The 25,147-nt window shown below is 63.1% G+C and carries 22 protein-coding genes and 1 pseudogene; 19 read left to right on the forward strand and 4 right to left on the reverse strand.

Translation table 11 applies throughout. From position 1 onward, the window contains the following. Positions 1-333 precede the first annotated feature (333 nt). The 6 genes from ACWI6D_RS06005 to ACWI6D_RS06030 all read left to right on the forward strand — a co-directional run bounded on the left by ACWI6D_RS06005 (position 334) and on the right by ACWI6D_RS06030 (position 4,238). Positions 334-840: a hypothetical protein gene (locus ACWI6D_RS06005; protein WP_449134027.1), complete on the forward strand. Its 507-nt coding sequence runs from the start codon at positions 334-336 to the stop codon at positions 838-840. Further along, a complete protein-coding gene (locus tag ACWI6D_RS06010) occupies positions 815-1,012 on the forward strand; it encodes a DUF6273 domain-containing protein (protein ID WP_449134028.1) in 198 nt (65 codons plus the stop codon). Before ACWI6D_RS06005 ends, ACWI6D_RS06010 begins: the two co-directional genes overlap by 26 nt. Before the next feature lie 96 nt (positions 1,013-1,108). Further along, positions 1,109-2,434 carry an RNA-directed DNA polymerase gene (locus ACWI6D_RS06015; protein WP_449134029.1) on the forward strand — a complete coding sequence of 442 codons (1,326 nt, stop codon included), beginning with the start codon at positions 1,109-1,111 and terminating at the stop codon, positions 2,432-2,434. Positions 2,435-2,538: 104 nt separating this feature from the next. Then, the gene (locus tag ACWI6D_RS06020) at positions 2,539-2,868 is read left to right on the forward strand and encodes a hypothetical protein (protein ID WP_294420793.1); all 330 of its coding nucleotides are present in this window, start codon (positions 2,539-2,541) and stop codon (positions 2,866-2,868) included. Between the two features lie 73 nt (positions 2,869-2,941). Then, the gene (locus ACWI6D_RS06025; RefSeq protein WP_449134030.1) at positions 2,942-3,187 is read left to right on the forward strand and encodes a phage holin; all 246 of its coding nucleotides are present in this window, start codon (positions 2,942-2,944) and stop codon (positions 3,185-3,187) included. Beyond that, on the forward strand, positions 3,180-4,238 hold the full coding sequence (locus ACWI6D_RS06030; RefSeq protein WP_449134031.1) for a peptidoglycan recognition protein family protein: 1,059 nt from the start codon (positions 3,180-3,182) through the stop codon (positions 4,236-4,238). Before ACWI6D_RS06025 ends, ACWI6D_RS06030 begins: the two co-directional genes overlap by 8 nt. Positions 4,239-4,579: 341 nt before the next feature. On the opposite strand, the gene ACWI6D_RS06035 is transcribed toward ACWI6D_RS06030, so the two are convergent. After that, the gene (locus tag ACWI6D_RS06035) at positions 4,580-5,488 is read right to left on the reverse strand and encodes a diacylglycerol/lipid kinase family protein (RefSeq protein WP_449134032.1); all 909 of its coding nucleotides are present in this window, start codon (positions 5,486-5,488) and stop codon (positions 4,580-4,582) included. A gap of 69 nt (positions 5,489-5,557) precedes the next feature. On the opposite strand from ACWI6D_RS06035, the gene rnd reads away from it, so the two are divergent. From rnd to ACWI6D_RS06060, 5 genes are all read left to right on the forward strand, one after another. After that, a complete protein-coding gene (gene rnd, locus ACWI6D_RS06040; protein ID WP_449134033.1) occupies positions 5,558-6,712 on the forward strand; it encodes a ribonuclease D in 1,155 nt (384 codons plus the stop codon). A 194-nt stretch (positions 6,713-6,906) separates the two neighbouring features. Continuing rightward, the gene (locus ACWI6D_RS06045; protein ID WP_449134034.1) at positions 6,907-7,569 is read left to right on the forward strand and encodes a zinc metallopeptidase; all 663 of its coding nucleotides are present in this window, start codon (positions 6,907-6,909) and stop codon (positions 7,567-7,569) included. Beyond that, positions 7,559-9,055, forward strand: a complete 1,497-nt coding sequence (gene xseA, locus ACWI6D_RS06050; RefSeq protein ID WP_449134035.1) for an exodeoxyribonuclease VII large subunit — start codon at positions 7,559-7,561, stop codon at positions 9,053-9,055. Before ACWI6D_RS06045 ends, xseA begins: the two co-directional genes overlap by 11 nt. 1 nt (position 9,056) lies before the next feature. Beyond that, positions 9,057-9,314 carry an exodeoxyribonuclease VII small subunit gene (xseB, locus tag ACWI6D_RS06055; protein WP_129422949.1) on the forward strand — a complete coding sequence of 86 codons (258 nt, stop codon included), beginning with the start codon at positions 9,057-9,059 and terminating at the stop codon, positions 9,312-9,314. A gap of 95 nt (positions 9,315-9,409) precedes the next feature. Further along, positions 9,410-10,627: an acetate/propionate family kinase gene (locus tag ACWI6D_RS06060; RefSeq protein WP_288284698.1), complete on the forward strand. Its 1,218-nt coding sequence runs from the start codon at positions 9,410-9,412 to the stop codon at positions 10,625-10,627. 294 nt (positions 10,628-10,921) lie between these two features. Here the strand turns inward: ACWI6D_RS06060 and pta are convergent, their stop codons facing one another. After that, positions 10,922-11,929, reverse strand: a complete 1,008-nt coding sequence (pta, locus tag ACWI6D_RS06065; RefSeq protein WP_449134036.1) for a phosphate acetyltransferase — start codon at positions 11,927-11,929, stop codon at positions 10,922-10,924. A 270-nt stretch (positions 11,930-12,199) separates the two neighbouring features. Here pta and ACWI6D_RS06070 point away from each other — a divergent pair, with 270 nt between their 5' ends. The 4 genes from ACWI6D_RS06070 to cydC all read left to right on the forward strand — a co-directional run bounded on the left by ACWI6D_RS06070 (position 12,200) and on the right by cydC (position 19,259). Beyond that, positions 12,200-13,237, forward strand: a complete 1,038-nt coding sequence (locus ACWI6D_RS06070; protein WP_449134037.1) for a glycosyltransferase family 2 protein — start codon at positions 12,200-12,202, stop codon at positions 13,235-13,237. A 230-nt stretch (positions 13,238-13,467) separates the two neighbouring features. Further along, the gene (gene brnQ, locus ACWI6D_RS06075) at positions 13,468-14,754 is read left to right on the forward strand and encodes a branched-chain amino acid transport system II carrier protein (RefSeq protein WP_449134038.1); all 1,287 of its coding nucleotides are present in this window, start codon (positions 13,468-13,470) and stop codon (positions 14,752-14,754) included. After that, positions 14,754-15,560, forward strand: coding sequence for a type III pantothenate kinase (locus ACWI6D_RS06080; protein ID WP_449134039.1), 807 nt, complete (start codon positions 14,754-14,756; stop codon positions 15,558-15,560). The genes brnQ and ACWI6D_RS06080 overlap by 1 nt, the downstream gene beginning before the upstream one ends. Positions 15,561-15,776: 216 nt before the next feature. Continuing rightward, positions 15,777-19,259 carry a thiol reductant ABC exporter subunit CydC gene (cydC, locus tag ACWI6D_RS06085; protein WP_449134040.1) on the forward strand — a complete coding sequence of 1,161 codons (3,483 nt, stop codon included), beginning with the start codon at positions 15,777-15,779 and terminating at the stop codon, positions 19,257-19,259. Positions 19,260-19,279: 20 nt separating this feature from the next. Here cydC and yfcE read toward each other — a convergent pair whose 3' ends face one another. Both yfcE and ACWI6D_RS06095 read right to left on the reverse strand, forming a co-directional pair. Then, positions 19,280-19,834 (reverse strand): phosphodiesterase, encoded by a 555-nt coding sequence (gene yfcE, locus ACWI6D_RS06090; protein ID WP_449134041.1) that lies wholly within the window; start codon positions 19,832-19,834, stop codon positions 19,280-19,282. A gap of 126 nt (positions 19,835-19,960) precedes the next feature. Beyond that, the gene (locus ACWI6D_RS06095; protein ID WP_449134042.1) at positions 19,961-21,181 is read right to left on the reverse strand and encodes a deoxyguanosinetriphosphate triphosphohydrolase family protein; all 1,221 of its coding nucleotides are present in this window, start codon (positions 21,179-21,181) and stop codon (positions 19,961-19,963) included. A gap of 164 nt (positions 21,182-21,345) precedes the next feature. Here ACWI6D_RS06095 and dnaG point away from each other — a divergent pair, with 164 nt between their 5' ends. From dnaG to ACWI6D_RS06115, 4 genes and pseudogenes are all read left to right on the forward strand, one after another. Continuing rightward, positions 21,346-23,217: a DNA primase gene (gene dnaG / locus ACWI6D_RS06100; protein WP_449134043.1), complete on the forward strand. Its 1,872-nt coding sequence runs from the start codon at positions 21,346-21,348 to the stop codon at positions 23,215-23,217. A gap of 163 nt (positions 23,218-23,380) precedes the next feature. Then, positions 23,381-23,914, forward strand: a complete 534-nt coding sequence (gene def / locus ACWI6D_RS06105) for a peptide deformylase (protein WP_129422939.1) — start codon at positions 23,381-23,383, stop codon at positions 23,912-23,914. Positions 23,915-23,917: 3 nt separating this feature from the next. Continuing rightward, a complete protein-coding gene (gene fmt, locus ACWI6D_RS06110; protein ID WP_449134044.1) occupies positions 23,918-24,877 on the forward strand; it encodes a methionyl-tRNA formyltransferase in 960 nt (319 codons plus the stop codon). After that, positions 24,870-25,147, forward strand: a pseudogene (locus ACWI6D_RS06115) (hypothetical protein); the annotation flags it as partial. The gene fmt and the pseudogene ACWI6D_RS06115, both read left to right, overlap by 8 nt.

Raw genomic sequence — 25,147 nt, forward strand, 5'->3', positions numbered from 1 at the left:
ACTGGTGGTTGCGCTCCGCAGCCGGTGGCTCTTCCGCCAACGCGTGCTACGTCCGCGGCATCGGTGACGCCGGCTACAATGGCGCTTCGAACGACTGGGTTCGTCCCCAGGTCGGCTTCCTGTTCGGCTAGCCGCATGGCTAGACGTATACTGGTCGCTGTTCCTGCCGCCGCCTTCGCGCGGCGGCGAGCCGCCCGCGAAGCGGGCGGCTTCTTCTCTGCATTGAATAGGGGGGGGTGCCGCGTGAGCGGAGTCTTGAAGCGAAACCGCAAGGTTTCCGAGTTCAAGTTCTTCTCGGTAGCGATAGCTATCCGAACCGAAACCAACAAGCTGATGGCGAACTCGAAAGTAGTGCCGAAGTCGTACCGGCTGTTTAACGCGGTGCCGACCGTGGAGACGGCCAGGAGCCTCGTCTACAACATAGTGCGATCTGATGCGTTCTATCCGTCCAACAGCTTCAACGCGGCGGAGCGCCGCCGCTACTTGACGCTTGCCATAGCCGATTGCAACCAGCTCGTGCAAGACATGCAATGCCTGCTCGATATGGGCGTGGTGGAAGGCATGCCGAGCGCGCCGGACGGCGAGCCGCAAGGCCCGGCGGCAAGGTTCTACCGGCTGATGATGCTCATAGACGAAGAGCTGAAGCTGCTCAAGGGCGCGCGAAAGAAGGTGCGCATCTTGGGCCAGCAGACGCTCGATGACCGCATAGCGGCGGCAACCGCCGAGCTTGAGCGCCTTGAGGCGAAGAGGGCGGAGGATATGCAGCTTGCGACGCAAGATGAGGTATCCGCGCCGTCCGTTCGGCTGAGCGGCCATGCCGAGCAGCTGGAGTTGCTATAATGGGCGGCGGTCACGTCCTGTTTGTCGGTACAACTGGTGGTTGCGCTCCGCAGCCGGTGGCTCTTCCGCCAACGCGTGCTACGTCAACAACAACGGTAACGCCAACTACAATGGCGCTTCGAACGACTGGATTCGTCCCCATGTCGGATTCCCCCATAGCCAGACCAAGTAGCGAGAGCGAACGCAGGGCATGTGAAGGAAGGAGGGCGCGACCATCGGGCGCAGCCCGTAAACACGCGCCCCGCGACGGAGGCCGGACGCTGCTTGCATGGCGCAGCAATCAGCGGCTCGGCTGCGTTTCATGGCCTGCCGTCAAGCAGCTGGCGAGCCGCAATGCGAGCTGCGCGGGGCGCTCTCTATGACATCCGAGGAAAGGCGGAAAGCCCGGCGCAAGCGCCGTCAGGAGAAGCGCGCCCGCGCCAAGGCCGAGCGCACGAGATCGTGCACGCTGGCAAACGTCGCATCCATGGATTCTCTCGTCAGCGCATCGCGCAGGGCTGCGCGCGGGGTCATGTGGAAGCACTCCGTGCAGCGTTACATGGCTTACTATCTGCTCAACGCCGCCAGGACGCGCGACGACATTCTGGCCGGTCGCGACGTCAGGCGCGGCTTCACAAGGTTCGACGTGGTGGAGCGCGGAAAGGTCCGCCATATCAGTGCGCCGAGGATAAGCGAGCGGGTGGCGCAGAAATCGCTCACGAGAAACGTGCTCACGCCCGCGCTGGTGCCTACCGCCACATACTCCAACGCCGCCAATATAGAGGGGCGCGGCACCGAATACTCCATAAGGCTGATGAAAATGCAACTCGCCGCCAACTGGCGCAAGCGGGGGCGCGATGGCTACATCCTGCTCATGGACGATGCGGGGTACTTCGACTCGCTTCTGCACGGCTGCGCCAAGCGTCTCGTGGCAAACGCCGTCCCCGATGCGGGCGCGGTTTCCCTTGCCGGGCTGTTCGTGGACGCGCACGGCGAGCGCGGGTTGGGGCTAGGCTCCGAGCCCGACCAGGTTCTGGCGGTGTGCTACCAAAACGGCATCGACCATTTCATAGCGGAGATGCTGGGCGTTGACGCGTTCGGGCGGTACATGGATGATTCCTATTGCATACACGAATCCAAGGAATACCTGCAGGTTTGCCTGATGCTCATCGAGCGCAAGTGCGCAGAGATCGGGCTGACCCTGCATCCGACCAAGACGCGCATAGTCAAGCTGTCTCGCGGATTCGTATGGCTCAAGAAGAGGTTCTTCTATTCCGAGACCGGGCGTGTGGTCGTGAGGCCGTCCCGGGATGCCGTAACCCGCGAGCGGCGCAAGCTGAAGCGCATGGCCGGGCTTTACCGCAAGGGCACGCTGACGTACGAGGATGCCGCGAGCAGCTACCAAAGCTGGCGCGGAAGCATGAAGCATCTGAATGCGCACGATACGGTGCTCTCCATGGATGCCCTGTTCAAGGGCTTGTTTAACGAAAGAGGTAATGATGAACGAAAACGAAGAGATGCGCCAAATCGAAGCGGAGATCACGGCGCTGAAGAACCTGCTGGCCCAGACCGACTACAAGGCGCTCAAGCACGCGGACGGGGCGCTGAGCGATGAGGAGTACGCGCCGACCGAGAAGGCCCGCCAGGGATACCGCGCGAAAATCAACGAGCTGGAAGAGCAGCTTGCCGCCGCCTGCGAAGGCGCAGGCGAGTAGGTTGGTGAGCGTTGACGCAATCGCGGCCACCGCCGCAGTCACGTCAGCGGTGTCCGGCGTCGTCGGGGCGATCGTGGCCGCAGTGGTCGCATCCGTCCGCACGAAGTCGCGAAAGGCCATCGACCAGGACAAGGCGATGCGCGACGGCATGCGCGCCCTGCTGTGGCGCGAGCTGAAGAACATCCATGCCGAGGCCATGGCGAACGGCGGCATGACGGTCGCGAACCGCAGGCACCTCGAGAACGTCTACGGCGCGTACCACGGCATAGACGGCAACGGCACCGGCACGCGCATGTTCGAGGATTCGATGCAAACGCCCGTCATAGACGAATAGACGAAAACCGAATATCTGTTAATCGACAAGGCCGCGAAAGCGGTCTTTTTTGTTTGGAAGGAAGTGCTGCCATATGGCTAAAGACCAAAACGAGAACGTGCCAGACTGGCTCATCCCGGACAAGGCATACGACGTCCTCAAGTGGGTGGGACTGTTGCTTTTGCCCGCGTGCGCATGGTTCGTCGGCACGGTAGGCCCTGTTTGGGGGCTGGCGAACGTCGATGGCATCGTGCTGACGCTCAACGCAGCAGGCGCCCTCATCGGCGCCGCGATCGGCGCGTCCGCCCTCAAGGCCAAGGTGGGTGGCGGCGATGAATAAGGGCATCAAAGCTAGCCTTGCCGCATTCGTGGCATCCGTCGCGCTGGTCATCGCGTGCACCACCCCTGCTCTGGCATATGAGCAGGTGGAAGATACCGTGAGCTATGGCCATGGATATAACAGCGCCGAGTACTTGGTCATCCACGAGACAGCCAACCCCGGCGCGAGCGCCTACAACCACACGCTGCTGTGGTCGCGTGATGATACCTATGCGGTGCATTACGTCATGGAGCTGGACGGCTCCGTTGTGTACCACACCGTCCCCGACTGGGCCCTTTGCTGGCATGTCGGCAATGGCAACTATGCCACTGTCGGCATCGAGCTGGCGCATGCGACCAACTGGGAGGACTTTGGCTCTCAGTGGGACCAGGCCGTGGCCTGGGCGGGTGACTACCTCAACTCGCGCGGCTGGGGTATCGACCGCCTGCTCAGCCACAACGACTGCGCATGGATCTGGGGCGGTACCGACCACACCGACCCGACAGGATATTTCGCCGAGTACGGGCGTAGCTGGGACCAGTTCAAGCAGGACGTAAACGACTACATCGGCGGCGGCTACACGCCGTCCGGCGCTGGCGATACGTCCAACACCAACTGGCACCCCGAGTACAACCAGAGCGACGTTGCCATCACCTACGCGGCATCCACCGATCCCTCCGGCAGCTGGTGGTTCCCCGAGATGGTTGACCACACCGACACGGGCGGTTCCTGGGACACCTTTGCGGGCAACGGCTACGATCCCATCCGCTGGCTTGCCATCGACATGCCTGGTTGGTACCAGGTATGCACCGAGGCATCCGGATGGCTCGACCCCGTGTATGGCTACGACAAGGGCGATTTGATGTGGGGCTGCGCCGGAGACGGCTCGCCCATCACCGCCGTGCGCTGCTACTACGAGACCCAGGACCCCAACCGCACGGGCTGGCTGGTCGCGGAGTACAACGTCAACGGCCTGCCCAACATGCACGACCTGACCGATACAGGCGGCAGCTGGGACGACTACGCGGGCAACGGCTCGCGCGTCACCACGTTCTCTTTGATGGCCGCTTAATCTCGCGCCCCCGCTTCGGCGGGGGCCTTTTTTGTTGCCCGGAAACGACGCATAGCCGTTTTCGGGCGCGTTAGTGGGTGATGGATAGCTTATCCAAATGCGTTGGGGCAGCAACCTGGCGAAGTGGAAGCGCGAGCGTCGCCAGAACATGACCGACGAGGAGCTGCACCGCGACGTGTTGGGCGAGTAGCCCTTGCGCTAACGCTATCGCAGGTTGCGAAGGCGGTGGCTTGACGAAGCTCGCTGCCGCCTTCGTGCGATACAGAAACGCCCTTGCACTCAGGATGGATGCAAGGGCGTTTTGCTGCGCGCGATGTTTATGGCCGCTGAGTCCGTCTCGCCTACTTCGCGAATTGGCCGTAGCCTTCGTCGGAGATGAACAGGCGCGTGGCGCGGGGCAGGATGCGCGCGGAAAACGGCGTGGTAAGCCCTGTGGCTTCGCCGTCGTACTGCACTTCCATGGGCGGCTCGGCGTTGATGGCAACTTCCTTCGCGCGGAAAATCTCAAGCGCGTCCGTGCGGTCGGGGAACTCGCCGTCGCGGTCGAGGATGCCGGCGAACACGGCTGGGATCAGGTCGAACGCTGTTTTCGCCTTCAGCACCACCACGTCGAATTCGCCGTCGCGCGGCTCGTTTTCGTGCGTGACGGTGATGTCGAACTGGATTTTCGAGAAGTTCACCAGCAGCACGCCTAAGCCTTCGCTTTCCACGGTGCGCCCGTCAAGGTCAAGCGTAAACTTCGATTGCTGCGGCATGGCGTTCATGACGGCCGACTGCAGGTACGCGATGGGCCCGAGCAGGCGTTTTCCGCGCTGCGCGCCGCGCATGATGGTGGCGTCGTAGCCGGCGCCCGCCATGATGGAGAACCCGAACTTGCGCTGGCCGACGGTGATCTCGCCCATGTCGAAGTCAAGCGTCTGCCCGCCGCGCACCATCTTGGCCAATGCGTGCGGCTCAAGCGGGCTAGCAAGGTTCAATGCCAGCAAGTTGGCGGTGCCGGCGGGGAAGGGCAGCACGGGGATGCCCGTGTTCGCCAGTAGGTAGCACACCGTGGCCACCGTGCCGTCCCCGCCCGCGGCGATGACGGCGTCGTAGTCTTGTGCGCCTTTCACCAGCGTTTCAACGGGCGTGGTGCCGTCGGTGGAACGCATGCGCACCTCGTCGCCGTCGCGGGCGAAGCTGCGGACGAAATCGTACACGGCGCCTTCGCCGTAGCCCGATGAGAGGTTGTTTATGACGAGCAGTTTCACCGCTGCCCCCTTTCTTGCATTATCATTGCATGGTACCGCAGATAGTAGGCGATCGTGAGGATTTACCGGGTGTACATCGCAAACCAAGAAACATTCGAGGCGTTCATCGCCCGCGCGCACAACTCCAGCGTGCTTGCCATCGATACCGAATTCCTGCGTGAGAAGACGTATTATGCGCGGCTGTGCCTTATCCAGCTTGCCACCGATGACGAGGTGGTCATTGTCGACCCGTTCGCCATTCAGGACCTGCATGTGCTGGCCCCACTGCTTGAAGACGAAAACGTCACGAAAATCTTGCATGCCGGCGGACAGGACCTGGAAATCCTGTGGCACGAGGTGGGCGTGCTGCCGAACCCCCTGTTCGATACGCAGGTTGCCGCGGCGCTGCTTGGGCACACGCAGCAAATTGGCTACGGCGCGCTCGTAAGCGCCGAATGCGGCGTGTCGCTGCGCAAGATGGACTCGTTCACCGATTGGTCGCGCCGCCCGCTGACCGAATCGCAGCTTGATTACGCCGCCGACGACGTCATCTACCTTCCGCGCATGTACCGCCACATGAAGGAGCAGCTGGAAAGCCAAGGGAGGCTGCATTGGCTTGACCCCGAGTTCGCCGAGATGCGCGACCCCGCGCGTTTCGATTCCGACGAACGCGAGCGCTATCGCAGGCTCAAGCGCGTCGGGCAGCTGTCGCGCCGCCAGCTTGCTGCCGCTCGCGAGGTTGCGGCGTGGCGCGAGATCACGGCGCAGAAGCGCAACGTGCCGCGTAAGTGGGTGATCACCGACGAGCAAATCGTGGAGGCGTGCAAGCGCGAGGCGCGCACCATCGACGACCTGTTTATGGTGCGCGGCATGCGCGAGAAGCTGAACACGCGCGATGCCCGCACGGTGGCTTCGCTTATGAAAGCCGCCATGGACGCAAGCCCGAACACGTGGCCCGAGCCCGATCGCGGCGGCAAGAACGAGCCGAACGTCGATGCGCCGCTTGACCTCATGAGCGCGCTGGTGCGCTTGCGGGCGAAGGAAAACGGCGTGGCGTTTCCCACGCTGGCCAGCCACGACGACCTGGTGCGCGTCGCGCGCGGATATCGTCAGGGCATCGATTTGCTGCGCGGCTGGCGCCGGGCGCTCGTGGGCGAAGAGCTTATCGAGCTTCTGGAAGGCAAGCTCATGCTCTCGCTTGAAGGCCATGAGCTGAAGGTCACGCGCCTCGACGGGGAAGAGTAGCGCCTACGCGGCCTGCGCGCGCTTGCGCGGCGCGTTCGGTAACGGAATGCGAACGTTTCGCGGGAACCCTTGTGAAGGCGTTTTCCAACCATTTCGCTTCGGTATACTGCTTGCTGGACATTACGGCGCCGCGTGTGGCGCCCCTTCGCGCCGGGATGGCGCGCAAACCCGCAAAAAGGAGTTGCAGCTACCTCATGAGCATGAGCTATCTATCCCTTATCGTCGTCACCATGGTCATCGGCATGGGCGCCACGTGGTACGTGAATCGCCAGATCAACAAGTACCTGCGCGTTCCCGCTTCCACGCGCATCACCGGCGCGCAGATGGCCGAGCGCATGCTTGCCGCCAACGGCGTCACGGGCGTGCAGATTCATCGCGGCGGCCCGCAGCAGGACCACTTCGACCCGCGCTCGAACTCCATCACGCTTGACCCCGACGCGTTCGGCGGCACGTCCATCACGGCTATCGCCACGGCGTGCCACGAGGTGGGCCATGCCTGCCAGTTCGCCGAGGGCTATGCGCCCATGAAGATTCGCGGTGCGCTGGTGCCTGCCGTGAACTTCGCTTCGAACGCCTGGGTGTTCCTGCTGATGATCGGCATTTTCATGCACATGGCGGGCCTTACCACGCTTGCCATCATAATGTACGCCGTCGTCGTGCTGTTCCAGCTGGTCACGCTGCCGGTTGAGTTCGATGCGTCGCGCCGCGGCATGGCGTTTCTGACCACGCAGGGCATCACGTCGGCCGAGCAGTCCGGCGCGTATTCCGTGCTTCGCGCCTGCGCGCTCACCTACGTTGCCGCTGCGCTTACGTCTATCCTGCAGCTGTTGTGGCTGCTGCAGTCCCATGACGAATAGCGAAAGGCCCGCGCTTTCCGTTTCCGCTGCCATGGCGCTTGCGAAAGGCGCGCTTGAAGGCGTTACCGTGCGCCTGGTGGGCGAGGTTTCCGAGCTCTCGAACAAGCCCGGCTACAAAGCCGTGTACTTCACGGTGAAGGACAAGTCGGCCAGCCTGCCGTGCATGATGTGGAACAACCGATACCGCGCCGCAGGCGTGCAGATGCGCGTCGGTCAGCTTGTCGAGCTGACCGGCCGTTTCACGTTATACGCGGCGAAGGGCCGCATGAACTTCGACGTGTTCTCCGTGGCGCTTGCCGGCGAGGGCAACCTGCGCCTGCAGGTGGCCAACCTGGCGCGCAAGCTATCGGCCGAAGGGCTTATGGACCCGGCGCGAAAGCTGCCGATTCCGGTGTTTCCCCTGACCATCGGCTTGGTAACCAGCCCGCGCGGCGACGCGGTGCACGACGTGCTGCGCACGCTGCGCCGTCGTTTTCCCGTGGCTCGCGTGCTGCTTGCCGGTGTGGCCGTTGAGGGGCCGCAGGCGCCAGCCGGCATTGTTGAGGGTATGCGCGCCGTGGTGCACGCGGGCGCCGAAGTGGTGCTGGTGGTGCGCGGCGGCGGATCGTACGAGGACCTTATGCCGTTCAACGACGAGTTTTTGGCCCGCATGATCGTGAAGTGCCCCGTGCCCGTGGTCACCGGCATCGGGCATGAGCCCGACACGTCTATCGCAGATATGGTTGCCGATTTGCGCGCCTCCACGCCAACGGCGGCGGCCGAGAAGGTCAGCCCCGCGCGCGAGTCGCTTGACGCGTTGTTCGCGGCACGGGCCGGCAGCCTGTCGGCGTGTGCACAGCGCAGCATCGAGCATGCGGCGGCCCGCCTTGGCCGCGCGGCCGCGCATCCGGTGTTTCGCGACCCGAACGCGCTGTTGGCGGCGCCCGCCATGGGGCTTGACGTTGCGGCCGACCGTTTGAGCCGTGCGTTGCCCGCAAGCCTGGACAAAGACCGCCTGCAGGTTGCGCGCATGCAGGAACGCCTGGCCACGGCGCTGCCAAACGCCGTCACCGAGGATGCGGTGGCGCTTGGGCACTTGAAGGACCGTTTCGCGCGCGTGCTGCCTGTTGGCGTGGCTTCTGCCGCGCAGCTTGTCGAGCGCGACCGCGAACGACTGGTGCGCGCCCTTCCCGCAGCCACGCGTGTGCTTTCGAGTGATCTTGCGCACGCGCGCCAGCGCCTTGTCGGAGTTGGCGGTTCGCTTACGCAGCCCTATCGCCAGCAGTTCGGCGTGGCGGCAGCGCAGCTTGACGCGCTTTCCCCGCTTGCCGTGCTTGGACGCGGCTACGCCATCGCGCGCAACGAAGAGGGGGCCGTGGTGAAGCACGTTGCGGCCGCGCCCGTTGGCAGCCGCGTCGATGTTTCCGTTTCCGACGGCGTTCTTGCCTGCCGCGTCGAGGCGCACGCTACCGCTTCCCAGCAAATCGATTCCCGAAAGGATGCATGATATGGAACCCGTACAGAACGAAAAGCCTATCGAGCAGCTGACGTTTCGCGAGGCCATGGCCGAGCTTGACGGCATCGTGGGCACGCTTGAGTCGAACACGCTTGAACTTGAGGACAGCCTGGCGAAATACGAGCGCGGCGTGGCGTTGCTGCGTGCCCTGCAGGGCCGCCTGAGCGATGCGCAGCAGAAGGTGGACGTGCTGATGGGGCAGCTTGAGCCTGAAGTTTCCGACGAGCAGCGCGACACCACGCTGTCGTAGAACCGCTTGCCGATGCGTGGCCTTGTCTTTGCGGCTTAAGGCGCGCAACCCGGCTACAATGGCTTCTCGAACAATTACGCTAAGGAGGCAGGCCGTTGAACGTTTTGGTTATCAATGCGGGTTCTTCATCGCTGAAATACCAGCTCATCAATGTTGAAACGCATACGCTCATGGCCAAGGGCATTTGCGAACGCGTTGGCAGCGCCCAAGCGTTCCATAAACATGGACTTGACGACAACGAAGTGGTCATCGACGCGAAGATGGCCGACCACGACGACGCTATGGCGTTGGTGCTCGATTCGCTGGTGTCCGGCGAAGATGCCGCCATCTCGTCGCTTTCCGAAATCGACGCGGTGGGTCATCGCATCGTGCAGGGCGGCAAGTACTTCGACCGCTCCGTGCTCATCGACGACGACGTCATCGCGAAGATCGACGAGCTGGCTGAGCTGGCGCCTTTGCACAACGGCGCCGCGCTTATGGGCATCCGCGCGTGCCAGAAGCACATGCCGGGCATTCCCATGGTGGCCGTGTTCGACACGTCGTTCTTCCAGACGCTGCCGCCGAAGGCTTACATGTACCCGCTTCCGTACGAGATGTACGAGAAGTACGCCATCCGCAAATACGGCGCTCACGGCACGTCGCACCGCTACATCTCCGAGCGCGCGGCCGTAGTGCTTGACGAACCGCTTGAGGACCTGAAGCTTATCACGCTGCACCTGGGCAACGGCTGCTCGGCGTCGGCCATCGACCATGGTGTTGCCGTGGACACGTCCATGGGCCTCACGCCGCTTGACGGTTTGATGATGGGCACGCGCTGCGGCGCCATCGACCCCGCCATCGTGCCGTTCATCATGGAGCATGAGAACCTTTCAGCCGCCGAGATGAACGACCTCATGAACAAGAAGTCGGGCCTTTTGGGCATTTCGGGCGTGTCGAACGACCTGCGCAGCGTGCGTACCGCTTCCGAAGAGGGCAACGAACGCGCCATGCTGGCCTACGACATGTTCTCGAACTCCGTGAAGAAGTACATTGGCCAGTACATCGCCGTCATGGGCGGCGTGGACGCCATCGTGCTGACGGCGGGCGTGGGCGAGAACTGCGAGAAGATGCGCCGCATGATCTTCAGCGGCCTGCAGCCGCTGGGAATCGTGCTTGACGAGGAGAAGAACCGCCATCGCGGCTTCGAGCGCATCATCTCCACCGACGATTCCGCCGTGCAGATCATCATCATCCCCACAAACGAGGAATACATGATCGCCCGCGATACTTACGAGATCGTCCACGATCAACAAGTAGGAATCAGCGCCCAATAAGCCAACAAGCAAAGCGAATACCTACCAACAGAAACGGCCTCATCGCAGGTCGTTTCTTTGCATCTACGGGCTGAATAAATCCCGCAGCGGCAAACTGCATGCTCTACCAATGCGTAGGGTTGAGCGAAAGCTCAACCCCAACAAAACAGCGCCAAAGGCGCGTCGCAAAATTTCTCAAAACGGCTGGCATCCACCAACACGCTAACGCGCTCCGCGCGAACTACCCAACAAAAACGGCCCTGCAGCAAACCGCTGCAGGGCCTTCCAATCCTCAAGCGCAACTACAACTGAAAGCTATTCCGCTTCCGCTGCCTTCTTCGCCTGCGCCTGCACGCACGTGATGGCGATGACGCCGACGATGTCGTGGGCCACGCAGCCGCGCGACAGGTCGTTCACCGGGGCAGCAATGCCCTGCGTGACCGGGCCGAACGCCTCGGCATGTGCCAGGCGTTGCACCAGCTTGTAACCGATGTTGCCCGCGTCCAGGTCGGGAAAGATCAGGCAGTTCGCATGCCCTGCCACCTTGCTGTCGGGAGCCTTCGAGGCGCCCACGGAAGGCACCATGGCCGCGTCGGCCTGCAGCTCACCATCAAGCGCCAGCTCGGGGGCAAGTTCGCGCGCGATGGCCGCGGCCTGGGCAACCTTGGCTTGGTCGTCGTTTTTCGCGGAGCCGTACGTGGAGTGCGATAACATGGCCACCACCGGATCGGTGCCGATGAGGTTCTTCCACGACTTCGCGGAGTTCACGGCAATGTGGGCAAGCTTCTCGGCGTCGGGCTGAATCTCCAGGCCGCAGTCGCTGAACAGGAACGTGCCGTCCTGGCCGTATTCGCAGTTCGGCACCACCATGATGAAGAAGCTGCTGACCAACTTCACGCCCGGGGCGGTCTTCAGGATTTGCAAGCTGGGGCGCAGCACGTCGCCGGTTGCGTGGCACGCGCCGGCAACCATGCCGTCGGCACGGCCGGTCTTCACCATCATGACGCCGAAGTACAGCACGTCCTTCACCGTTTCGGCGGCCTTTTCAGGGGTCATGCCCTTGTTCTTGCGCAGCTCGTAGAACGTGTCGGCGAACTCGGCGGCAAGCTCGGACGTGCGCGGGTCGATCAGCTGCGCGCCTTCGAGGTTGCGCCCCGATGCTTTGATGCCCTCGACGTCGCCCAGGATGATGAGGTTCGCCACATCTTGCGCCAAGATGGTCTCGGCAGCTTCAAGCGTGCGCGGGTCGTCGCCTTCTGCCAGCACGATGGTTTGCTTGTCGGCTTTTGCGCGAGCGATCATGGATTCCAAAAACGAGGTCATGCACGTTTCCTTTCTTCGCGATGTGGCGCCGCAATCTATCGGCGTTGTCGGGCTTTTCGGCGAAAATGCCCAAACGTTTCAGTTGAATTTTATCCACAATGTCCGATGATAGTACGTCGCGATGCTGCGCGACCGGTAAAATGGCTGGCGGAGCAAATAAACGGCGTGCGTCGCGATGCGCGGCCCTGCGGGGCAACGCGCTTGGCGCTGCCGTCGTTCGCGTGCGAATCGAACGGCCCGGTCGGGCCGAACCCATAGGAAAGGTTTGCCATGAAAACCATTTCGTTTGCCATTCCGTGCTACAACTCGGCCGAGTACATGGACAAATGCATCGAGTCCATCTTGGCGTGCGGCGGCGCGCAGGGCACCGACGACATCGAGATCATCATCGTCGACGACGGTTCCGTGAAGGACAACACGGCGGAAAAGGCCGATGCGTGGCAGGCGCGCCACCCCGGCGTCATCAAGGCGGTGCACCAGGAAAACGGCGGACACGGCCAGGCGGTGAACACGGGTTTGGCCAACGCCACGGGCCTGTACTTCAAGGTGGTCGACTCCGACGACTGGCTTGACCGTCGCGCCATGGAGGACGTTATGGCCTACGTGCGCAGCCAGGTGGGGCGTCATGTTCCCACCGACCTGGTCATCGCGAACTACGTATATGAAAAGGTGCACGAGAACACGCGCACCGTTATGCATTACCGCAACGTGTTCCCCGAAGGGCGTGAGTTCGGCTGGGCGGACGTGGGGCATTTCAACCCCAGCCAGTACCTGCTAATGCATTCGGTCATCTACCGCACGGAGCTTTTGCGCGGCATGGGGCTGCAGCTTCCCAAGCACACGTTCTACGTGGACAACATCTTCGTGTACGTGCCGCTGCCGCATGTCAAGACCATTTACTACCTTGACGTGGACATGTACCGCTACTTCATCGGGCGCGAGGACCAAAGCGTGAACGAGTCGGTCATGATGAGCCGCATCGATCAGCAGCTGCGCGTCACGCGCATCATGATCGACGCCGTGCAGCTGCCCTCCGGCGTGGCCGAGAAGCGCCTGGAGCGCTACATGGAGAACTACCTGTCCATGATGATGTGCATCTGCTCCATCTTCCTGCGCATGATTAACACCGACGAGGCCGAGGACGAACGCGAGGCCATCTGGGCATACCTCAAGCAGCACAACCCCGACGTGTATCGTCACGTGCGCCGCAGCGTGCTGAACATGGGTACGAACATCCCCACAAAAGCCGGCCGAGCCATCGGCATCACCGGCTACCACGTAGCCCAAAAGATCTTCAAGTTCAATTAGGTTTCGCCGGCCTGCCGGCCGGCGAATTTACTCGACGTTGCGGCCACGTGTGGCGCGTCATCTTCGACTTCAGCTGCGCGGGCATGGCCCAAAGGCCTATGCCCACTTGCTTCAGCCGAATATGACGCACCACACGCGCCCTTACTGACTTTTGTGCAACCTGCGGCTTTTTGTTTTCGGGTTACGCACTGTTTGCTTTTGGCATGTTGTGTGCGGTCGAAGGAGAAGTAGTGAAGAAGGATACGCTTATTACGGGATTGGCGCTGTTTGCCATGTTCTTCGGGGCGGGAAACTTGATATTCCCGCCGTATCTTGGCATGGAGAGCGGCACTGAGTGGGTGCTGGGTTTTCTGTGCTTCGTGCTTATCGACGTGGTGCTCTCGTGCCTGGGCATTTTCGCGCTCAATGCGGCGGGCGGGGCGAACGCGGCTGTTGAGGGGTCGATCGGGCGCGTGCCCGGTTTGGTGCTGAACACGGCCGTCATCCTGTGCACGGGCATGGTCATCGCCGAGCCGCGCACGGCCGCCACTACGTACGAGATGTCCATCGTGCCGCTGTTCGGCGACGGCGTGGGCATATTGGCGTTCTCCGCTGTGTTTTTCGCGGTGGTGCTCGCGCTGTCTATTCGGCAAACGCACGTGGTCACCGTCATCGGCAAGGTGCTCACGCCGCTTTTAGTGGCGTGCGTGGCGGTGCTTATCGTCGTGGGCGTGGCGCATCCGCTGGGCGATATTGGCGCACCGCTGTCGACAACGGTGGCGCAGGACGGCATTTCCGCAGGTTATCAGGCTATGGACGTGCTTGCGTGCGTGGGATTTGCCATTGTGATGGAAAACGCCGCGCGAACGGCCGGCTACACGCGCCGCGAGGATCAGCTGAAGGTCATTGCCGGTGCCAGCGTGGTGGCCGGGCTGCTGTTGGCCGTCATCTACGGCGGGTTGACGTTTCTGGGCGCCGCGTCTGCCACGTCGTTCGGCGCGGGCATGGACCGCTCCACGCTGATCGTGGCCATCGTGCAGCACCTGCTTGGCGACACGGGCATGGCCGTGCTGGCCGTCATCGTGGGCCTGGCGTGCCTGACCACGGCCATCGGCCTGACGGGCGCCACGGCGTCGTATTTCGAGCGCGTCACGCACGGCAAGGTGCCGTATCGCGTAGGCGTCATCGTCTGCGTGCTGGTGTCGCTTGCCATCTGCAACCTGGGGCTGAACGCCATCATCGCGTTCGCCGCACCCATTCTTTCGGTGGTGTGCCCGCCGTTTATGGTGTGCGTGGTCATGGTGCTGTTCAAGAAGAAGATGGGCACGGAGTGGCCTATCAAGGGCGCTGCGGCCGGCGCGTTCGTTATCAGCCTGCTGACCACCATCGACGATACGTTCGGGGCGCTTCCCGTCATGCAGACGCTGCCGTTGACGGAGTTCGGGTTCAACTGGCTGCCGTTCGCCGTGCTCGGTGGTGTTGTGGGCGCCTTGGCGTTCGCGGCCCTGCGGCGTAAATCGGATAAGGCGGCGGCGTAATGGCGGCAAGGACGGCAACGCGCGGCGCGCAGGCGCTGGCGCTTACGGTGGACATCGGCAATTCCGTGACGAATTTTGGCTTGGCGGGAGGCGAGGAGCTCAAGGAAACGTGGAGCGTCACCACGCCGGAGAGCCTGACGGCCGATGAGGCGCTTATGTGCGTGTCGTCGTATCTGCAGGTGCGCTGCGACGGTGCTGAGGTGGGCGACGCCATCGTGTCGTCGGTGGTGCCCAGCCTGACGGACGCCTGGGTCGAGGCGCTGCACCGTTTGTGCGGCACGCGGCCGCTGGTGGTGGGCCCCGGGTTGAAATCGGGCTTGAAGCTGCACTTGAACAGTCCGGCCGACCTTGGCGCCGATCGCGTGGCGGATTGCGTGGCGGCAAAGCACCTGTACGGGTTCCCGCTTATCGTGGTGGATTTCGGCACGGCCACGAATTTGGAAGTTATCGACGAAGAGGGCGTGGTGCAGGGTGGCGTCATCGCCCCGGGGCTGCGCTTGGCTGCGCGCGCCGTGGCGCAGGCCGCGGCTCAGCTGCCTGTCATCGACTTGCGCGCGCCGAAAAGCGTTATCGGCAAGAACACGCGCGACGCCATGCAGGCGGGCATCGTCATCGGGGAAGTGGCGCGCATCGATGGGCTTATCGATGCCGTGTGGGCCGAACTCGGGTACAAAACGCGCGTGGTGGCTACGGGCGACGATGCGCACGCCATGGCCAGCTTGTCGCGGCGCATCGAGCTTGCGGACCAACACCTTACGCTGAAAGGCTTGGCGCTGTTGCGCGTGAAGAACCGCAAGTCGCGATAACCTTCGCGGCATGCTGTTTTCGGCCGGTTCCCGCTACGGGAGCCGGCCGCTTTTGCGTAGCGATACGTTTCCTGTGCGGATAAGTCATATATATAACAAAGTGTTTTTTCTCATGGTTTCCCACGGTTGTCGATGGGGCTTCATGCTAGGATTTCCTTAAAACGTAACCTTTGTTACGCGATTTGCGCGTGCGGTTTGGTTTTGAAAGGAAGTCCTTTGTTCAGCAAACGTTTGACGGCCATGGTGCCTCAGGCCATGAAGTACATTGCGTGCGACGTGCTTGCGCAGTGGATAGCGCTGGTGGCCAACATTGCCATCATGGTGACCATCGGCCTGTTCATCGAGCAACTGATGGGCGGCAGCGCGTCAGGCCAGTGGCTTTTGACGCTGGGGTGCGCCGGCGTGGCGGCAATCGTGGTGCGCATGGTGTGCTTGTCGGCGGCGCAGCGCATGGGCCTGGCCGCGTCCATGACGGCGAAGCGCACCGTGCGTCGCAAGGTGTACGACAAGCTGGTGCGCATGGGGCCGTCGTACTCCGAGCATATCGCCACCAGCGAAGCGGTGCAGGTCAGCGTCGAAGGCTGCGAGCAGCTGGAAAGCTATTTCGGCCAGTATCTGCCGCAGCTGTTCTATGCGGTGTTGGCGCCGCTGACCCTGTTCGCGTGCCTGGCACCGTTGTGCCTGCCGGCAGCCGTGGCGCTGCTGGTGTGCGTGCCGCTTATCCCCATCTCCATCGTGGCTGTTCAGAAGATCGCCAAGCGCGTGATGGGCAAGTACTGGGGCGCCTACACCGATTTGGGCGGCGCGTTTCTGGAGAACCTGCAGGGCCTGACCACGCTGAAGATTTACCGCGCCGACGAGCAGCTGCATCAGCAGATGAATGCCGAGGCGGAAACGTTTCGCAAGGCAACCATGCGGTTGCTTACCATGCAGCTGAATTCCGTTACCATCATGGACATCTTCGCGTACGGCGGCGCAGCCGTGGGCATCATCGCTGCGCTGATGCAGTATGCTGCGGGCAACGTCCCGTTTTTCGCCGCGTTTGCCGTCGTGTTCCTGTCGGCCGAGTTCTTCATTCCCATGCGCATGCTCGGGTCGTTTTTCCATACGGCTATGAACGGCATGGCGGCGGCCGATAAGATGTTCGCCATTCTTGACGCCGAAGAGCCGCGCCAGGGCACGCGCTCGGTCGACTCCGCCCACGCGGGCGTGTCGGTGCGCGGCGTGTCGTATTCCTACGACGGGCAGCGCACGGTGCTTTCGGGCGTCGATTTCGACGCGCCGGCGGGCAGCTTTACGGGCATCGTGGGCGAAAGCGGTTCGGGCAAGTCGACGCTTGCCGGCATCCTGTGCGGCCGCAACGCCGGGTATACGGGCAGCGTGGAGCTCGGCGGCATTCCGCTTGCCGAGGTTTCGCGCGCGTCGGTGGCGCAAACGGTAACGGTAGTGCCGTTTTCCAGCTACCTGTTCTCGGGCACCGTGCGCTCGAATTTGCTGATGGCCGACCCGCAGGCAACCGACGATCAGCTGTGGGCGGTGCTTTCGCGTTGCCGCATCGACGGTTTCGTGCGCGCTTCGGGCGGGCTTGACGCGCCGGTTAGCGAGCAGGGCAACAACCTTTCCGGCGGGCAGCGCCAGCGTTTGGCCTTGGCCCGCGCGCTTCTGCACGATACGCCCATCTACATCTTCGACGAGGCCACGTCGAACGTGGATGCCGAAAGCGAAGAGGCCATCATCGGCGTTATCCATGAGCTGGCGCAAACGCGCACGGTCATCATGATCTCTCACCGCTTGGCCGCCGTTGCGGCCGCCGACTGCATCTACGTGCTTTCCGGCGGGCGCGTTGCCGAGCACGGCACCCACGAGCAGCTGCGTGTGCGCGAAGACGGTGCGTACTCGAAGCTGTGGAACCAGCAGGCCGAGCTTGAACGCTTCGCGGCGCAGGCCGAGCAGCGCAGTGCTGCGGTTTCCGGCGCTGCAGCATATGCGGCGCCTTCGAACGACGAGCCTGTGGCGACTGTGCCTGAAGCGGCGCCCGTGCGGCATCGCTCGAACTTCTCGATCATGATGCGCCTGGTGAAGCTGGTGCGCCCGCTGGTGCCCGTGATGGTGGTGGCGGTGGCGCTTGGCGTGGTCGGGTTCTTGGCGGCCATTTTCCTGACGGTTATCGGCGCGCAGGCCATGGTGGGCATCGCCGGCTTCACGGAAACGTGGGAACTGGGGGTTGCCATCGCTCTTATCGCGGTATGCGGCGTGGTGCGCGGCCCGCTGCATTACGGCGAGCAGATGTGCAACCACTATCTGGCGTTCAAGATTTTGGCGCTGGTGCGCGACCATGTGTTTGGCAAGCTGCGTACGATGGCGCCTGCGAAGCTTGAAGGGCGTTCGAAGGGCGATTTGGTGTCGCTGGTCACGTCCGATGTTGAGCTGCTGGAAGTGTTCTACGCACATACGCTTTCTCCGGCGCTTATCGCGATCATCGTGTCGGCCATTATGGTGGCGTTCATCGGCTCTATGGCGTGGCAGCTGGGACTGGCGGCATTCGTCGCGTATGCGCTGGTGGGCATCGCGGCTCCGTGGGTTGCTTCGAAAGCGGCGGGCCGCGACGGGCGCGCGCTGCGCGATGCGCTGGGCTCCATGAACGCCTTCGTGCTTGACAGCCTGCGCGGTTTGCGCGAAACGCTGCAGTTCGGGCGCACGCCCGAGCGCTCCGCGGAACTTGACGAGCGCATGGCGGCGTTTTCAGGCGTTGAACGGCGTCTGAAAAGCCGCGCGGCGCGGGCCATGGCGGCCACGAACGGCTTGGTGCTGGCGCTTGACGTGGCCATGGTGATGCTGGCGGGCGCGCTGTGCGGCAGCGGCGTTGTTGACGCTGGCCAGGCTTTCGTGGCAATTGCGGCGCTTATGTCGTCGTTCGGCCCGGTTATTGCCGTGGCGAACCTGGGTTCCACGCTGCAGCAGACGCTTGCCAGCGGTGCGCGCGTGCTTGACCTGCTTGACGAGCAGCCGCAAACGAAGGAAGTTTCCGAGGGCCAGGACCTGGTTGCGTTCACGGGCGCGGCTGCCAAGCGCGTCGACTTCTCGTATGGCGAGGTGCCCGTGCTCAAGGACGTGAACCTGGACATTGAGCCCGGGTCTATCGTGCACTTGGCGGGCAAGAGCGGTTCGGGCAAGTCTACGCTGTGCAAGCTGTTCATGCGCTTTTGGGATACCACGCGTGGCGTCATCGACGTTTCGGGGTGCGATATCCGCCGCGTGAACACCGACAACCTGCGGTCGCTTGAGGGCTACATGACGCAGGAGACTCACCTGTTTGCAGGCACCGTGGGCGAGAACATCCTGCTGGCGCGTCCAGATGCCACGGCCGAGCAGCTTAAAGGGGCATGTCGCAAGGCGGCGTTGACTTCGCTGATCGAGCGCTTGCCGCAGGGGCTGGACACGCCCGTGGGCGAGCTTGGTGACACGCTGTCGGGAGGCGAGCGTCAGCGCATCGGCCTGGCGCGCATGTTCTTGCACGATGCGCCGTTCGTGCTGCTTGACGAGCCGACCAGCAACCTTGACAGCCTCAACGAAGCTGCCGTGCTGCGCGCCCTGTCCGAAAGCCGCGAGGGCCGCACCGTGGTACTGGTAAGCCACCGAGCCTCAACCGCCGCCATCTGCGACGTAACCTACACGGTGGAGCGCGGCAGATTGTCGTAGGGGCAGGGCAGCGCGAATCTCTATTGCTGCCCCCAGCTGCCTTCTTTCAACGTTTCCCCTTCCATCGTTTTCAAGGTAAACATCTCGTCCTCAAACACAGCGTAGCTGGCGGAGCCGTCTTTGGGGATGGAGGTGCTGCCGGGGTTCACGAACAAGATGCCGTTAACCTCTTCCAGTCGCTTCACGTGTGTATGGCCCGTCAGCAGCGCCGAGCCTGCGGGCAGGGTGGGGGCGTTGTCGGGGTTGTTGCCGGGCAGGTGTCCGTGCGTGAGGTGCAGCAGATGCCCGTCGGCGAAGACTTGCGCGCAATCGGCCATGCAGGGGAAGTCGAGCACCATCTGGTCGACTTCTGCATCGCAGTTGCCGCGTACGGCGATGATGCGGCTGGCCATGGCGTTGAGCATGGCCAGCACCTCTTTGGGCGCGTAACCTTCCGGAAGGTCGTTGCGCGGCCCGTGGTACAGAAGGTCGCCAAGCAGCAGCACGTGGTCGGGCGATTCCGCTTCGATGCGCTCTACCAACTTGCGCACGGCAGGCGCAGCTCCGTGCAGATCGGATGCAATAACGAATTTCATGGGTGCTTCTCGCTTTCAGTTCGGGGGTTCGTTACGTTTCGGTTGCGAAAACCGGGGCAAAGGGACTGTCCCTTTGTCCCAAAAAAACCTGACAAAGGGACACGTCGTTTGTCAGGTTGACTTTGGCTAGAGGTCGGCGCAGTAGCCTTCGGCGATGATGTGCTGTTTGCTTTCGGGGAACAGGTGGCGGTACAGCGCCATGAAGTAGCGGTCGGTCATGGATGCCAGATAGTCGACCACGATCTGGTTCGGCTCTGTGTTCGCCATATATTCGCGCGCATCGATGCTGCGCGACCGCGTAGCAAGCTTCTTGGCGTGATGGAGGTACACCGGTGACCGCTCATCACCGGCAATCACGTCGGAAAGCAGGCGCTCGTACATTTCCTCGAACATCTCGCTCACCACGTTGCCGCTGCCCGCGCGCCACCCCTCGGTGTTGTAGATGCGCTCGTAGTTCTGCCGCTTCGCAAGCTTGACGTCTTCGAACGCGGCCTCGCTCATGCGAATCTGGCTGTGGCCGTAGCTGTTGTTGATCACGTCGACGGTAAGGTTGTTGATGATGCGCGCGTTGTCGCGCCCGATGATGCGGGTGTCGAACCCGTCCAGCCCCTCAAGCACGCCCATGGCAACGGCATCGTCGCGGTCTTTTCCCAGGTAGGCAATCATATCGGACAGCCTGACCACGCATCCCTCAAGCGTCGACGGGCGCAGCGTCTTGATGACGGCCTCGTCGCTTGCACACGCTTCCACGTTCGCATCAAGCTGTTCGAACGTGGAAGTTTCCCCGCGCCTTAACACCTGCTGCGCGAATTCGCCGTTGTGGCACAGCGCGCCGTCGAGCACCTGCAGGCTGACGTTACGGCGATACAGCACGTCCATGACGCGCACGGAATGCACGTTGTGGTTGAAATAGCGCCCGGTGCGCTCGTGGTAGCACTTCGACAGGAAGCGCTCGCCGGCATGGCCGAACGGTGTGTGGCCCAGGTCGTGCCCCAGCGCGATGGCCTCGATCAGCTCGCAGTTCAGCCCCAGCAACCGTCCGATGTTGCGCGCGATGCGGCTGACCAGCTGCACATGCAGGCCTCGGCGGCAGATGTCGTCGTTTTCCACCAGGCTGAACACCTGCGTTTTGCCGGCGTAGCGGTTGTAAGCGGGAATGTTGACGATCTTGTCGATGTCGCGCGAGAAGGCACTTCGCAGCAACGTGGCGTCGTCATGAGGGTTGCGCTCGCGCCGCACCACGTCTTCATCGCGAAAACGCTGCGGATGCAGCCGCCCGTTGCGGCGATCGTCTTCGATGGCCTGCGCGATTTCAGGGTCAAGCGCCAAGTAGCCCGGTTCGGTCATGGTAATCCTTTCCATGCCTTGGATGTTTCGCAGCTATTGTAGCCCATGAAGGGGAACATCGGTTCTGTGCGGTATACTTGCTGCGAACATTTTCCGCCGCACCGGCATGCTTTAAGCTACGGCGCGGCTTGGCGGCAAGCACGGTTGAGGAGACACGCACGCATATGGCAATCAGCGACGAGGACATCCAGAAGGTACGCGAGGCAAGCGACCTGGTCACCATCATGGGAGAACGGTCGCCGGTCAAGCAACGCGGCCGCGACTTCTGGCTGTGCTGCCCGTTCCACAACGAGAAAACGCCGTCGTGCAAAATCGATCCCGCACTGCAGTTGTGGCACTGCTTTGGCTGCGGCGAGGGCGGCGACGTGTTTGCCTACATCATGAAGTCGCAGGACGTCACGTTTCCTGAAGCCGTGCGCTACCTGGCCGAACGCGCCCACATCGACATCGCCGACGACGCGGCGCGCGCCGGCCACGGCATGGGACAGGGGCAGAAGGCCCGCCTGCGCGCGGTGTGCGCGGAAACGGCGGCGTTCTACCACAACCAGCTTATGCGCGGCAACTCGCCTCAGGCCGACGCGGCGCGCACGTACCTTTCCGGGCGTGGGCTGGGCGGCGACATCCCGAACAAGTGGCAGCTGGGCTTCGCACCTGGCCGTGGCGAGCTGGTTCGCCATCTTGCCGCTATGGGGTTCAAGCCCGAAGAGATGATTCAGGCGAACGTGGCGCTGGTGGGGCAGGGCGACAGGAAGCTGCGCGACAGGTTCTACAACCGCGTGATGTTTCCCATCCACGACGAGCAGGGCGAATGCGTGGCGTTCGGCGGGCGCGTCATCGGCACCGGCGAGCCGAAGTACCTGAACAGCCAGGAAACGCCGCTGTTCCACAAGGGGCGCATGCTCTATGCGCTCGACAAGGCGAAGGCCACCATGGCGTCTACCGGTGTGGCCGTGGTGTCGGAAGGTTATACCGACGTCATCGCCATGCACGAGGCGGGCGTCACCAACGCTGTGGCAACGCTGGGAACGTCGCTGACGCGTCAGCACATCCGCGTGCTGTCGCGCCATGCGCGCAATCGCATCGTGTACCTGTTCGATGGCGACGCCGCAGGTCAGCGTGCAGCCGACCGCGCGCTGCAATTCATCGACGCCACCATGACGCCCGAGGCCGGCGCCTCGCGCATCGACCTGTTCGCCGTCACGCTGCCCGACAACCTTGACCCCGCGGAGTTTCTGACCGCGCACGGCGCCGACGAGCTTAAGGCGCTCATCGACTCCGCGCAGCCGCTGCTGAAGTACGGCATCGACCGCAGATTGGCGAAGTGGGACCTCGCGCGCGCCGAGGGCCGCGCCGGGGCGCTTTCCGATGCGCTTTCGGTGCTTGCGCCCATCAAGGACTCGCTGTTGGCGAAGGACTACGCACGTCAGATTGCCAGCGTTACGCGCGCCCGCGAGGATGACGTCATGGCACAGCTTGCCGCGCTTAAGCCGCCGCGTACGTTTGATGAGGATGCGCCCGGGTCTGCTCAGACCGCCGCTCAGCAGCCGCAGGCCCCGCGGCGGCGTCTCCCGCAGGCCGAGGTGAACCGTCGCAAGTTCGAGCGGCAATTGCTGGCGCTGTGTGCTGCGCGTCCTGACCTGGCGCTTGCGCACGCCGACACGCTTGCGTCCACGCAGTGGCACGATTCGCTGTGCGCCACGGTTTCCGCTTCCATGTTGCAAACGCTTTCCGATAATCCGGGCGCTTCTCCGGCCCAGATCGTGGGCGCGGCAACGCTTGCGGATGCGCGCGCCGGCAACTTGCTTTCCCGCGGCGTGCCTGATGCGTCCGACCCTGCCCAGCTTGTCGTGTTTCTTTCCGAAGAGCTGGTCATCGGCGATATGGAAGACACGATCGCGGCCTATCGCGCGCAAATGCCTGCAGCGCAAAACGATCCGGAAACATATAAACTCCTGTTCGAATCCGTTGCGGCTTTGCAGCAGCAGGTGGTGAACCTTCGCCAAACGCACGCGCAAGGAGTGGCATCTGCTTCGTGATGCGCGCGCCCATCGGCGTGTTCGCTATTCGTACTCAGCAGGGGTTTTGTGGATGTTTGCTCGCGCACGGTGTGGCGGCGGGCTTGCCGTGCCACAATACAAAGGTTGAAATGGGGCGCGGCATGTGCCCTTTGAACCTAGACACCCGCAAAAGGATATGCATATGCTGTCAATCGTGCAATCGCCCGATCCGCTGCTGAACACGGTATGCGAGCCCTGCGATTTCAAGGACAAAAGTCTTAAGCGCCTAGCGAAGCAAATGGCGCACGTCATGTACAAAAACGCCGGTTGCGGCCTGGCTGCCCCGCAGGTGGGCGTGCTCAAGCGCATGGTCGTCATCGATTGCGACCAAGAAGACGGGCAGCGCAACCCCATCGTCATGCTCAACCCCGTCATCGTCGCACGCGAAGGCGACCCCGTTGAGGAAGAGGAGGGCTGCCTTTCCATTCCCGGCATCTCCGTTCCCATCGCCCGTCCGCCGTTTGCGCGCTGCCGCTACTACGACCTGGACGGACAGCTGTGGGAGATCGAGGGCGACGGGCTTTTGGGCCGCTGCCTGCAGCATGAGACCGACCATCTTGATGGCGTCACCATGTTCGAGCGCTGCGAACCTACGGCTCGCCTTAAAGCTCTGCAGGAGTATGAGGTGGCTTTGGCCGCCGGTGCGCGACCTGGGGAAACTTCCGTGGAAGGATAGGTTATGCGCGTAGTTTTCATGGGCACGCCGGAGTTTTCGGCGTCCATTTTGGCCGAGCTTGCCAGCCAGCATGACGTGGTGGCAGTGTACACGCGCCCCGATGCCGTGCGCGGTCGCGGCAAGCAGTTGGTGGCAAGCCCGGTGAAGGCCGAGGCCGAGCGCCGCGGCATTCCCGTGCGCTGCCCGCGCACGTTGCGCGACGCCGATGAGCAGGCTGCGCTGGCGGCGCTTGAGCCCGACGTGGTGTGCGTTGCCGCGTACGGCATGCTGCTGCCCGCCGAGGTGCTTGCCATTCCACGTTTTGGCTGCCTGAACGTGCACGCTTCGCTGCTGCCGCGCTGGCGCGGCGCCGCGCCCGTCGAGCGCGCCATCCTTGCCGGCGACGAAGAGGCCGGCGTGTGCATCATGCGCATGGAGGAAGGCCTTGACACGGGCGATTACTGCGTGTGCCGGTCCATCGACGTGGCCGACAAGAACGCGGCGCTTCTCACCGACCAGCTTGCCGATCTGGGCGCGCATGCACTGCTTACGGCGCTGTCGCAGCTTGAGGCCGGTTGCATCCGGTGGACGGCGCAGGAAGAGGCGCGCGTGACGTATGCCCATAAGATCGAGAAGGGCGAGCTTGACCTGTTCCCTGACGACGACGTGTGGCTGGCGTGCGCGAAGGTGCGCGCGTCAAGCGATGCGCACCCGGCGCATGCCGTGGTGGCCGACAAGCCCGTCACCGTGCTGTCGGCGCGCCCGGCGGTCGCCGACGAGCAATCGGCGAAGCTTTCGGCGGGCATGGTGCCCGGGCAGGTTCGCTTCGCGGGAAAGCGCCTGTTCATCGGGTGCACCGACGGGGCAGTGGAGCTTTTGGAGATTAAGCCGAACGGCAAGCAGGCCATGGCGGCCAAGGCGTTTGCCGCCGGCATCCAAGGAATAAAGGACGATACCAAGATTTGGGAGGGCCCTCGTGGCTGATCAGCACAACAACGAAGGGGCGTCGCACCAGCGACGCGAAGGCGGCAACGGCAACTATCGTCGCGGCGGTAACGATCGCGGCGGCTACAAGGGCGGCAATGGCGGCAAGCGCGAAGGCGGCTATGGTCGACGCGACGACCGCAACGGCGGCCAGCGTCGCGAGGGCGGCCGCGGCAATTGGCGCGGCAACGACGGCGAGAAGCGCGATTTCCGCGGGCGCGACGACCGTCGCGACAACCGCGGCTACAAAGGTGGGCGCGACGGCGAAAA

The sequence above is a fragment of the Senegalimassilia sp. genome (genome assembly GCF_977052095.1).